This window comes from Burkholderia sp. YIM B11467, from assembly GCF_052952715.1.
In genome coordinates this window covers 296,590-307,828 of sequence record NZ_JBQVSQ010000004.1, presented here as the reverse complement: position 1 = coordinate 307,828, position 11,239 = coordinate 296,590, and the positions used below count along the sequence as shown (strand labels likewise).

At 62.2% G+C, this 11,239-nt stretch carries 10 protein-coding genes; 8 read left to right on the top strand and 2 right to left on the bottom strand.

Annotated features, from left to right (window positions below; translation table 11 throughout):
* Nucleotides 1-15: 15 nt before the first annotated feature.
* On the top strand, nucleotides 16-990 hold the full coding sequence (locus ACTRWB_RS16600) for an ABC transporter permease (RefSeq protein WP_446902522.1): 975 nt from the start codon (nucleotides 16-18) through the stop codon (nucleotides 988-990).
* 45 nt (nucleotides 991-1,035) lie between these two features.
* Nucleotides 1,036-1,950, top strand: coding sequence for an ABC transporter ATP-binding protein (locus tag ACTRWB_RS16595; RefSeq protein WP_446902762.1), 915 nt, complete (start codon nucleotides 1,036-1,038; stop codon nucleotides 1,948-1,950).
* 170 nt (nucleotides 1,951-2,120) lie between these two features.
* Here ACTRWB_RS16595 and ACTRWB_RS16590 read toward each other — a convergent pair whose 3' ends face one another.
* A complete protein-coding gene (locus tag ACTRWB_RS16590; RefSeq protein WP_446902521.1) occupies nucleotides 2,121-3,818 on the bottom strand; it encodes a M4 family metallopeptidase in 1,698 nt (565 codons plus the stop codon).
* A 1,012-nt stretch (nucleotides 3,819-4,830) separates the two neighbouring features.
* Between ACTRWB_RS16590 and ACTRWB_RS16585 the strand changes: the two genes are divergently transcribed.
* Together ACTRWB_RS16585 and ACTRWB_RS16580 are read left to right on the top strand one after the other, a co-directional pair.
* Complete coding sequence (locus ACTRWB_RS16585) at nucleotides 4,831-5,520, top strand: hypothetical protein (RefSeq protein ID WP_129518141.1); 690 nt, start codon at nucleotides 4,831-4,833, stop codon at nucleotides 5,518-5,520.
* An 88-nt stretch (nucleotides 5,521-5,608) separates the two neighbouring features.
* The gene (locus ACTRWB_RS16580; protein ID WP_193102720.1) at nucleotides 5,609-5,839 is read left to right on the top strand and encodes a hypothetical protein; all 231 of its coding nucleotides are present in this window, start codon (nucleotides 5,609-5,611) and stop codon (nucleotides 5,837-5,839) included.
* Between the two features lie 278 nt (nucleotides 5,840-6,117).
* On the opposite strand, the gene ACTRWB_RS16575 is transcribed toward ACTRWB_RS16580, so the two are convergent.
* Complete coding sequence (locus ACTRWB_RS16575) at nucleotides 6,118-6,954, bottom strand: alpha/beta fold hydrolase (protein WP_446902520.1); 837 nt, start codon at nucleotides 6,952-6,954, stop codon at nucleotides 6,118-6,120.
* A 107-nt stretch (nucleotides 6,955-7,061) separates the two neighbouring features.
* Here ACTRWB_RS16575 and ACTRWB_RS16570 point away from each other — a divergent pair, with 107 nt between their 5' ends.
* The 4 genes from ACTRWB_RS16570 to ACTRWB_RS16555 all read left to right on the top strand — a co-directional run bounded on the left by ACTRWB_RS16570 (nucleotide 7,062) and on the right by ACTRWB_RS16555 (nucleotide 11,234).
* Nucleotides 7,062-7,592, top strand: coding sequence for a MarR family winged helix-turn-helix transcriptional regulator (locus ACTRWB_RS16570; RefSeq protein WP_129518138.1), 531 nt, complete (start codon nucleotides 7,062-7,064; stop codon nucleotides 7,590-7,592).
* A gap of 92 nt (nucleotides 7,593-7,684) precedes the next feature.
* On the top strand, nucleotides 7,685-8,641 hold the full coding sequence (locus tag ACTRWB_RS16565; RefSeq protein WP_343491935.1) for a LysR family transcriptional regulator: 957 nt from the start codon (nucleotides 7,685-7,687) through the stop codon (nucleotides 8,639-8,641).
* A gap of 191 nt (nucleotides 8,642-8,832) precedes the next feature.
* Nucleotides 8,833-9,762, top strand: coding sequence for a TauD/TfdA family dioxygenase (locus ACTRWB_RS16560; protein ID WP_129518136.1), 930 nt, complete (start codon nucleotides 8,833-8,835; stop codon nucleotides 9,760-9,762).
* The gene (locus tag ACTRWB_RS16555) at nucleotides 9,759-11,234 is read left to right on the top strand and encodes an AMP-binding protein (RefSeq protein WP_446902519.1); all 1,476 of its coding nucleotides are present in this window, start codon (nucleotides 9,759-9,761) and stop codon (nucleotides 11,232-11,234) included. The genes ACTRWB_RS16560 and ACTRWB_RS16555 overlap by 4 nt, the downstream gene beginning before the upstream one ends.
* The last annotated feature ends 5 nt before the right edge of the window (nucleotides 11,235-11,239 follow it).

Below are 11,239 nucleotides of genomic sequence, written 5' to 3'. Positions count from 1 at the left end.
ATACGGAGATTCACCATGTCAGTGACCCGCAATACGACCGACTGGCTCGCGGTGCGCCGCGAGTTGTCGACCCGCGGCAAGTGGACGCTCGGCATTGCGTCCTTTCTGCTGCCGCTCGCCGTCTGGTGCGTGCTCAGCTATGTGCCGTTCGTCTGGCATCCGCAGGTGCGCATCACGACCCCCGGCAGCGTCGATTACTTCCAGCCCGGCATGCAGGTCGACCGCGACGTGTTCGACGACGAGCTCGCGCATGCGCGCGCGACGCATGCGGCCGTGCCCGAAGGCGAGCGCGCGAACCCCGTGTATCTGCCCGCGCCGCATCAGGTGCTGCGCGCGTTCTACACGGCGTTCACGACGCCGCCGGCGTCGCGCGAGGGCGTATGGCTGCACGAAAGCCTGTGGCACAGCATTCGCATCATCTTCTGGGGCTTCGTGATTTCGTCGGCGATCGGCGTGCCGATCGGCATCGTATGCGGCACCTTCAGCGCGCTCGCGCGGCTGCAGGAGCCGTTCTTCGAGTTCTTCCGCTATCTGCCCGCGCCGGCGTTCGGCGCGTTGATGGTGGCGATCGTCGGCATCTACGACGCGCCGAAGATCGCGATCATCGTGATCGGGACGTTCTTCCAGCAGGTGCTGATCGTCGCGAACACCACGCGCAAGCTCGAGTACGGGCTGTTCGAGGCGGCGTTGACGCTCGGCACGAAGAAGCCGGGGCTGATCGCGCACGTCGTCGTGCCGGGCATCCTGCCCGACCTGTACCGCGACCAGCGGATCCTGCTCGGTTGGGCGTGGACCTACCTGATCGTCGCCGAGCTGGTCGGCACCAGTTCGGGCATCACGTGGTACATCAGCCAGCAGGCGCGCTACCAGCATTTCGACAACGTGTACGCCGCGATCCTGATGATCGGGATCATCGGCCTCGGGACCGACATCGTGCTCGCGCTGCTCGGCCGCCGGCTGTTTCCATGGGACCGCACGCTCAAGGCGTGACGGCTGAAGACGATGACCTACCGCATCCTTTCGGAAGAGACGATCATGCAGAATCCGCACAGCCTGCCCGACTACCTCCTTCAGTCCGACGCCGTGCGCGAGCGGTTCGCGCGCCTGAAGGCGCGCGACGTGATCCTCGATGTGCGCCATCTCGGCAAGCGCTTCCGGTCGCCGCAGGGCGACGTGGCCGCGCTCGACGACATCAGTTTCCGCGTCCACCGGCGCGAGTTCGTCTGCGTGATCGGGCCGTCCGGTTGCGGCAAGTCGACGCTGATCCGCATCCTGGCCGGGCTCGAGTCGCAGACGAGCGGCGACGTGCTGCTCGACGGCAAACCCGTGCAGGGCCCCGGTGCCGATCGCGGGATGGTGTTCCAGGGCTACACGCTGTTTCCGTGGCTGACCGTGAAGAAGAACGTGATGTTCGGCCTGAAGCGCAACGGCAGCAGCAGCGGCGAGGCGGAGCGTGAAGCGCTGCAGTGGCTCGACCTCGTCGGGCTCACGCGCTTCGCGGACGTGTATCCGCACCAGCTGTCGGGCGGGATGAAGCAGCGCGTCGCGATCGCGCGCGCGCTTGCGAACCGGCCGCGCATCCTGCTGATGGACGAACCGTTCGGCGCGCTCGATGCACAGACCCGCGCGAAGATGCAGGCGCACCTGCTCGACATCTGGCGCAACATCGACGTCACGGTTCTGTTCATCACGCACGATCTCGACGAGGCGATCCTGCTCGCGGACCGGATTCTCGTGCTGAAGGCCAATCCGGGCGCGGTGCAGGAGCTGATCGAGGTGCCGGTGCCGCGTCCGCGCGGTTATGCGCAGTTCAACACACCGGAATTCATCGCGACGAAGGCGCGGCTCGAAGCGCTGATTCATCCGGAGCCGACGGACAACGCGCCGGACGAAGACGCGGTGCGCCCGCACATGATCCGGATGACGGACGTGACGGACAACGTCGAGTGACGGTTGCCGCCCCGCTGCCGGGGCGGACTGTCAGGGTTTGAAGCAGGAGGGTCAGGCGTTGCGCGCGGTACCACCGGCTGGCGAAGCCGGATGATTTGCCCGCCGATCAGCCGCCTGCAACCGCAGGCGGCCGATCGACACCTGGCCTTCTTACCCCCACGCAAGCACCATCAATTCACCCCGACCGCACTCCACGCGCGTGCCACCGTTGCGCTCTCGGCCGAGTTCGCGCCATACAGGTCGTTCGCCGCCTGGATCGACGCACGCCGCGCGTTCGGGTAGCTCGAGTTGGCGTTCAGGTACACGGTCAGCGTCCGGTACCAGATCTTGCCGGCCTTCTCGCGGCCCAGGCCGCTGAAGGTCGTGTCGCCGTTGCAGACCAGTTGCGTCCTCGACAGACCGGTATCGGTCGATGGCACCACCGGGCCTTCCGACAGGAGGTAGAACAGGCGGTTACCGACGCCCGACGTGAAGTGCGGATCGTGGCGCGGATTCGACCACGAGAAGCCGCCGGACGGATAGCAGCTGAACGATCGGCCATCGAGATCCTGCTTGTACATCTTGCGCAGGCCGCCGCTCACGACGCGCGCACCGATCACGTAGTTGCCGGGATCGTTCGGGTTGTTCGCGTAGAACTTCACGAGCGTGCCGAAGATGTCCGACGTCGACTCGTTCAGGCCGCCCGCGTCGCCCGAATAGTTCAGGTTGGCGGTGGCCTCGGTCACGCCGTGGCTCATCTCGTGACCGGCCACGTCGACCGACACGACGGGCTTCGGCAGGCTCGTGCCCGGCTGGCCGTCGCCGTACACCATGATGTGCGACGGCATCCATGCCGCGTTCGCGCCGGTCGTACCGCTGCCGGTGTCGAACACCACGTGCGCGAAGCTCTTCACGCCGCGCCCATCGTTGAAGATGCCGTTGCGGTTGTGCGTCGTCTTGTAGTAGTCCCAAGTTAATGCGAGACCATAATCTATGTCGGCGGCGACGGTCTGCCGGTCGGTGGTCGTGTTGTTGCCCCACACGTTCGTGCTGCTCGTGAAGATCGGCAGATCGGTCGCTTGCTCGACGTCCTCCGCGATCAGCCCGCGGCCGTCGTACACGGAGCCGCTGCCGCGATTCGGATCGAGCATCCGGTATGCGTTCGTGCCGGTCTGGTCGGTGGTCAGCGTCAGCGTGCCGTAGTACAGCGAGCGGCCGGTGCCGGTCGCGGCGGCGGTCTTGATCAGGTCCTGCGCATCGAGCACGGTGCCCGTGCGCGCGTCGACGTAGTACAGCACCGCATCGCCGTGCGCGTCGGTCGACTTGCCGTATACGCGCACCGCATACGCCAGCGTCGGCGTGACGTCGCGTGCGAACACGACGAGTTCCGCTTCGTCAACACGGCGCACGTCCGAATTGAAACGCGCGACCGCGATGCGCTTGACCCGGGCCGCGCCTACGTCGGGCGCGTTGCGCACCACGAAGCGGTCGCCAACCTTGCCGACCTTGCCGGCGAGATTGACCGGCGCGGGCTGGGTCACGCTCGCTTGCTTCAGTTGCCCCTTGCTCGAATGGACGACGACGTCGCCGCCGATCACGGGCAGCCCCGCATAGAAGCGGTCGAAGCGCACGTGCTCGGTGCCGTCGGGATCGACGATCACGTCGCGGACCTGGAACTGGTCGCCGTCCGTCGGCGCGCCCGCCAGCGGCGCCGCGAATTTCAACGTGCGTGCGGCGCTGCCGGTAGCCAGACTGAAGGCGGACGGGTTCTGCTGGATCAGTTGCAGCGCCTTGTCGACCGCGGCCGACTGGTCGCCGGCTTGGGCAAAAGCGCTGAGACTCGCAAGGGTAATCGCGGTGATGGACAGCAGACGAGACAGTTTCTTCATGTAATCCCCCAGATTGTGAATAAAAGCGTGAATTTCGAGGAATGCATCAAGCACCAACCTTGATATAAGACATGTCGCGAACCGCAGACGCATGCTAGAAGGTCGCTTCTATAATTACAAGATATTTTCTGGCAGATTAATTTTTAACAATGAAGATGTTAATCAAGTCAGGATTTGGTGAGAAACATGAAATGATCTTGTTGGTCGCGTTGACGGTATCGGCAACATCGCGCCGAAGGCGTGCGCGTGGCGAGCGTCGGGAGATTCGGGCGCGGAGCGGGGCGGGGCGTGACGCTGCTGGAGCGGAACGGGCGATTTGAAGCGGAACGACAACGATAGCCGGAATCTGTTTTACTGAATATTGACTTTGATTGTTGCTTTTGTTTTCATCGAAATAAAATTGACACAAGATGCCGCGTTTATCATTTATGGCAGCAACTGTCTTTAAATGTGCAACGGACCTCCGGCATCCACGCAAGTGCGTCCGATGCAGATACCGCGCAGGCGATCGGATCTGCAGTCGAAACTACAAGACCCAGTGTTGACAAGAATGCCATTCGTTGTCTGGCGCGAAATTCCACATTGAATTAGAGATAAAAATAAGCAAATCCATATATGGGGTAAACGATAGGGCGTTTGTCGCATTTGATTTAAAAAAAATTTCCTAAGATGATCTGGCGGGGATGCGCAGATTGAATTGTCGTCCGTCGCTTCAAAATCATTACGACATCGGCCCTTTTTAAAAAAATTTATTGAAAAATTTCACCCGAGCCTCGGGTAGTCGAAAACGGGGCGGAGAGACCTATTTCTGACGAAAATCATTCCGAGCATGAGCGCCGAATGCTTCCGAAAAGCATACAGCCAGAATCTCGGGTGACGTGGATTTTGTTTGTCAAAAAAATATCGAATCGTCAATCGCGTATTACGGAGGCGCTTATGTAAGAAAATCAAGCTACAGATGAAATATGTGCGTCGAGACACAAAATCTATCTTTCATCGTGGAGACCGGAAAATGCCTTCTTATTACGTCGATTTCAACAATGGCACCCAACAAACCTGGACGATGGCTGTCTATCAGACCCTGCCGAGTTCCATTGGATTGGAGAGCGTGTCGTGGAAGCAAACGACCGTCCCTCAAAGCGGTTCCAGCGGTGTGACGTGGGATATTCTTTACAACGTCGCCATTGCCAATTACCAACAGATTGGCGGCATCGGGGTCTATAAAGCCAGTCAGACGTTGAAGGCGGAATTGGGGACGGCATGGGACTGCGTTTTCCAAGATAACGTCCAGCAACTGGTGCCGGCGAGCGGATCCGTACCGGCCGATTCCATCCTCATCAATAACAAGTCGGCCAGTCTCGCGAACCTTGGCATCGGCATGAGCGGTCAAGGATCCGTGTACAAGAAGGGGGTGGTCAGCGGCGCATCGGCTCAGTTCCAGGTGACGCCGACTTATTGGGTCGGCTTGTTCAATTCACTCGTCCTCGGCGAAGTGATCTCGAGCAACGTCGTCGTCGGGCCGCTGCAGCTGACCTATCCTAGCGGGCTGAATCTCGCGACCGTCAATGCGACCATGGACGGCAGCACGATCAAGCTCAACATCACTTATGGCCAGCAAGTGGCGGTCGAAAACAATGTGGTGGAAAGGCTCATTGCTGCGCAACCGGCGAGATCCGGGCTTTTGCTCGAATACGATAACTAAACGGCCAGGACACGGTTGTCATATGAGAGATAGGCGCCGTAACGGCGCCTGTCTCTTTACCCGCCATTTTTCGATCCGGATCATCGACATGCGCACTATTGCCAAGATTCTCTTTCCGACCTTGTTGGCTTGCCTTGTTTTCAACGGAGAAGCCGGCGCCGCCCAAAAATCCTTCTGCTATTTCCATCACAATTGCCCCGCCGACGGAAAGCTGCCGAAAGGTCAGCTGCCCGAGCAATACACCAAGCGGCAGTGCACGAACGGAGGAGGAAAGAGCTGGGGCGACGGCCCGAAGAGCTGCGAGAACGTGAACGATTGACGACGTCGGTGTTGAGGGCCGACTTCAGAGGGGATGGCGAAAACGCCGACGCCGCCGCATTTCTGCTGGGCGGAACCGGTCGGTATGGGGAATCTTTCCTGTCACAACCGCTCGATCGTCGTGAAAAACCATCCGAGCGAAGCAGGCTGCGATTGACTCGACCAACAAGGGGCCGCGAAGCGCCCCTTGTATTTTGACCGGGTGAGCGGGCGTGTCCACGAAACGCCGGTCGGCCCAAAACGCACAGCCACGCCCTGCATTCCGGCATGGCTCGACGCTTATTGCGGGCACGTATCGCACGCCGCATCCAGCACCTCATGTCCCGCCAGGAATCGCAGGAGCGTCCAGTTGAACGTGCCGGCACGATCGACGTTCGGATGATGGCCGCTTCCGGGCAGCATGCCGAACCGGGCGCCTGGAATCATCGCGGCAAGTCGCTGGCCCTCGATGGCCGGATGGATTCCGTCATCCTCGCTTTGCAGCACGAGTGTCTCGCTGCGTACGAGATTCAGTCGCCTTCGGACGTCGTAGCTTGCGATTCCGTCGCACAAGCGGGCCAGATAGGCGGGATTGGCCGCAGCGGCCTGTGCGTGCCCGATCTGATATGCGATTTCACCGTCCTCCGATTGCGCGTACTCCGCGCTGACCAGTGACGGCCACCTGTCCTCGAACCAGCGGATCGCACCGTCGTCGCGCTGGAATCCGGCTTTCCACAGCTCGAAACGGCGCACGGCATCGTCGGCGGTCGAATTCGAGAATCCGTTGCAGACGACCAGCTTCCCGACGCGCGACGGTGCATCGATCGCCATCGTCAGCGCGATCGCGCCACCGAACGAGAGGCCCACCAGCGTCGCGCTGTCAAGACCGAGATGATCGAGGAGATGCTCCAGAGCGCTGGCCAGCGCCGGGGTATCGAGCGTGCGATCCGGATGAGACGATGCGCCGTGACCGGGAAGATCAGGCACGATGACGCGATAACCTGCCTGACGAAGGAACGGAATCTGCCGCGCCCATGCGCGGCCGCAGCTACCCAGATCGTGAATCAGCATGACCGGAATGCCGCTGCCGACGTCCGCATAATAGATGTCGTGGTCTCTGAGTGATAGTTTTGTCAATTGTCTGCTCCAGTGACGTGCGCACGGGCGCCCTCGTGGTTATCTTAATATTGAGATATATTGATGACAAGCGCTCATCGAGCGCATCTTCGAATGAGAGGACATTCATGACCGTGCGGGGCCAGGAAGATCACGTCGACCACGTCGTTGCGCAATGGCATGGCCAGCGTCCGGAGCTCGACGTTGCGTCGATGGAGATCTTTGGACGGCTGGCGCGGCTCGCGAAGCATTGCGAAAAGGCGCGCGCCGAAGCGCTGTCGCCGTTCGGCTTCAAGGAAGGCGAATTCGATGTATTGGCAACGTTACGGCGGGCGGGCAAGCCGTACGAGCTGTCGCCGACGCAGCTCTATCGCTCGCTGATGATCACGTCGGGGGCGATCACCAACCGGTTGATGCGGCTCGAACAGGCCGGCTTCGTCGAGCGCGTGCCGAATCCGCAGGACGGCCGGGGACTTGCCGTGCGGTTGACGAAAGCAGGCCTCGAACTGATTGACCGTGCCGTCGACGTTCACGTCGACACCCAGAACCTGTTGCTCGGCGGCCTGGACGGCGACGCGCGTACGACGCTCGCCGCGTTACTGAAGCGCGCGCTGCTCGCGCTGCCGGGCGAGGCACTGCCGCCGGACGGCGAGGATTAGCGGCGACAGGGGAGAGCGTACGCTCATGCGATATCTGGCCGGGTCTTGCGAGGGGCCTGAAACAGTGACAACAACAACGATCAGGAAATAACGTGCTCAACAACAACGTATTGCGCCAACTTGATCTGCAGGACGTGATGGTGTTCCTGTGCCTGTACGAACACAAAAGTGCGAGACGCACCGCTGAAGTCATGAGCATCAGCCAGCCGACCGTCAGTTATTGCCTGAAACGGCTGCGCAACTGCTTCCACGACGCGCTGTTCGACGTCGATCACGGCAGTCTCGTCGCGACGTCCAAGGCCGAAGCCATCGAGCCTTATCTGCGTAACGTGATCGACGCGGTGAACCACTGCGCGGACATGGATGACGATCAGGTCGCCGCGTCGGCGCGCCGTGTCATTCGCGTATGCGCACCCGAGTATTTCGAGCTGCTGCTGTTGCCGGGCGTGCTCGAGTCGTTCATGAAGCGTGGCCGGGAAACCTCGCTGGTCGTCGACCGGCTTGGCCGCGAACTGCCGGTCGAACGGCTACTGGCCGGCGAAATTGATTTCGCGATCGGCTTTGGTCCCGGTTATCACCGGCTCCATCCCGACCTGCAATGGGAATCCGTCCTGTCCGACACGTTCGTGTGCCTGACCGCGTCGCGCACACTTGCCCCATCGACACGTGTATCGCTCGACGAGTTCTGCGACATGCACCACGTCTTTCCGACGCCGTGGATTTCCGAGCGGAACATGATCGACGGCTGGCTCGAAAAGCTCGGACGGTCGCGCAACATCGTCGCGCGGGCGAACACTTACCAGGCCTGCCTGAATATCGTCGCGCGGCTACCGGTCGTGCTGATCCTGCCGCGGCGCCTGATTCCGTACCTGTCGATTCCGACCTCCGTGCAGATTTGCGAGGTGCCGCTCGGCTTCCCGACCTTCACCCTCGACGTCATCTGGTCCACCCAGATGGAAAAGAACCCCGACATCCGCACGATGCGCACACTGTTCAAGGATCTCGCGAGCGCGAACGCACTCGAGCCGGGGGAACTGCCCCGCGCGTAGCAACCGGCCCCGGCCGACGTCCGGTTTGTTGACGGTGAGGAAGCAACGGCCGGCTTCCTTGCAGGACCCTAAACAAAATTTACATTCTCCATTTAATTTTTAAAACGGTCTGCCCAGCCGTGTCGGTAGATTGGTCAGTGTTCGACGAAGCCGCGCTTCGAACTCAAGACCAACCACACTGAGAGGCAACCATGATGGATGTAGTTGACGTAGTCACTGCGCAGGTTCAGCACAAACCATTGCCGCGTTTCGGCTTCGAGTTGATCGAAAGCCTCGAACCGGGCCAGAAGGCGATCGATCTTGTCGATACCGACCAGTTGTACGAGCAGCTCGCCCACTCGGGCGTCGTGATCTACCGCAATTTCGCGGACTCGCTCGAGGATTTCAACCGTTTCGTCAGCCAGCACTCGGCGCGCGTCACGTTCGACCCGGCGCGCAAGACCTCGACGGAAAACACCGCGGAGATCGATGCCGGCGCGCTCGAAATGGGCCTGCACCGCGAAAACGGCAACCTGCCGTTCACGCCCGACCTGCAATGGTTCTACTGCCTCGAGCCGGCGCGCGTCGGCTCCGAGACGACGATCTGCGACGGGCAGCGCGTACTGCACGAACTGACGCCGGCCGTGCGTCGCCTGTTCGAGCAGCGCCAGATCAAGTATGCGCGCCGCATTCCCTGGCCGAACGTGCAGCGCTTCCTGAGCATCGAGCTGCAGGTGCCGGCTGACGAAGTGAACGACTCGCATCTCGAGGTCGTCAACCAGCGCGTGCGCGGCCAGCAGTATCGCCGTCTCGACCCGTTCCTCGTATCGTCCGAGCGCGTGACCGACGCGATCACCACCAGCTGCTTCTCCGGCCGCCGCGCGTTCTGCAACTCGCTGCTCGGACCGAGCGTGAACTACGAGCCGCCGCTGATCACCTGGGCCGACGGCACCGACATCGATTTCGAGGTGTGGGACGAAATCAAGGACGTGACCGCCCGCTATACGTACGACCTGTTCTGGAACAAGGGCGACATCGTCGCAATCGACAACAGCCGCGTGATGCATGGCCGCCGCCGCCTCGCGGACACGGGACGCCGCATCTTCGGTGCCCAAAGCTATCGCAAGGGAGCCATCGCATGATCAGCGCACTCATCGAACGTCATTTCGCCGAAGCACCGAACCGCGTCGTCGTGAAGGAAATGGACGGTCGCGAATACTCGCTGGACGAACTGCGCGCGGACGTCGCACGCATCGCCGCCACACTGCAGGACGTGTACGGCGACTGCAGCGGCCTCGTGTTCGGGATCGCCGCGCGCTCCAGCTACACGTGGGTCGCGACGATGCTCGCAATCTTCCGCGTGAAGGCCGTGCTGCTGCCGGTACCGATCGAATTCTCCGACGAGCAGATCGGCAGCCTGCTGCACAAGGCGACCGCGATCTTCACGCAGGATGCGCATACCGCCGCGCGGATCGGCGCGATCCTGCCGGGCATCGCCTGCCTCGACGCCGCGAGCGGGCGCGACGCGTGGCCGGCAGCCGGCGCACGCGCCGGAGAGCGGATCGAGCCGGGCATCTGCGGGATCATCCATACGTCCGGCACGACCTCGAAGCCGAAGGGCGTGAAGATTCGCGACGAGGCCGTCGGCCTGCTCGTGACCAACGTGCTGAAACGTGTGCCGGCCGGCCCGCTCGACTACCTGTCGATCGTGCCGATGAGCCTGCTGATCGAGCAGGTGCTCGGCGTGTTCCTGCCGGTGCTGTCCGGCGGCTCGCTGACGCTGATGCCGGCGAACTACGCCGAGTATGGTTCGCGCAGCGGCAATGCACGCGACTACCTGGACCTGATCGCCCGCGTCGATCCGAACTTCCTGTACCTGCCGCCGAAGCTGCTCGAGGAAGCCGATGCACTGCTCGAATCGACCAGCGTGACGCAGCTGTTCGGCCGCCGCAACCCGCACATCATCACGGGCGGCGCGAAGATTCCGGCCACCGTGCTCGAATCGCTGGACAAGCGCGGCGTGCAGGTCTACGAGGCCTACGGGCTCAGCGAGAACAGCTCGATCATCTCGCTGAACTACCCGGGCCAGCGCCGCATCGGCTCGGCCGGCACGCTGCTCGACGGGATCCTGCCGGTGATCGTCGACGGCGAGCTGCGTGTACGCACGCCGACGCTCTGCGCGGGCTACTACAACTCGGACGACACGTCGTGCGAGCTGACCGACGGTTACCTGCATACCGGCGACATCGCCGAGATCGTCGACGGCTTCCTGTACATCACCGGCCGCAAGAAGCACGTGATCATCCTGTCGACGGCGCGCAACATCTCGCCGGAGTGGGTCGAGACGGTCTACAAGGAAAGCGCGCTGATCGACGACATCGTGGTGTTCGGCGAAGGGCGCGAGGAGCCGGCGGCGATCGTGCTGTCCGCGCACGATGAAGCGGCGGTGCGCGACGAGATGGTGCGACTCGAACCTCGGCTCGCGGATTTCGCGCGGGTGCGGCGGGTCAGGGTGGTGACCGACATCGAGCGTTTCCGCAAGGACTACTACACGGTCACCGGGCGGCCGCGCCGCCAGCTGATCGAGCGCGACCACGCGGCGTCGCTGTACTGACCGGG

What these genes read in the sequence shown, in the direction of transcription:
- ACTRWB_RS16555 (WP_446902519.1), top strand. Translation starts at nt 9,759, where the DNA reads ATGATCAGCGCACTCATCGAACGTCATTTCGCCGAAGCACCGAACCGC.
- ACTRWB_RS16560 (WP_129518136.1), top strand. Translation starts at nt 8,833, where the DNA reads ATGATGGATGTAGTTGACGTAGTCACTGCGCAGGTTCAGCACAAACCA.
- ACTRWB_RS16570 (WP_129518138.1), top strand. Translation starts at nt 7,062, where the DNA reads ATGACCGTGCGGGGCCAGGAAGATCACGTCGACCACGTCGTTGCGCAA.
- ACTRWB_RS16580 (WP_193102720.1), top strand. Translation starts at nt 5,609, where the DNA reads ATGCGCACTATTGCCAAGATTCTCTTTCCGACCTTGTTGGCTTGCCTT.
- ACTRWB_RS16590 (WP_446902521.1), bottom strand. Translation starts at nt 3,818, where the DNA reads ATGAAGAAACTGTCTCGTCTGCTGTCCATCACCGCGATTACCCTTGCG.
- ACTRWB_RS16600 (WP_446902522.1), top strand. Translation starts at nt 16, where the DNA reads ATGTCAGTGACCCGCAATACGACCGACTGGCTCGCGGTGCGCCGCGAG.
- ACTRWB_RS16585 (WP_129518141.1), top strand. Translation starts at nt 4,831, where the DNA reads ATGCCTTCTTATTACGTCGATTTCAACAATGGCACCCAACAAACCTGG.
- ACTRWB_RS16595 (WP_446902762.1), top strand. Translation starts at nt 1,036, where the DNA reads ATGCAGAATCCGCACAGCCTGCCCGACTACCTCCTTCAGTCCGACGCC.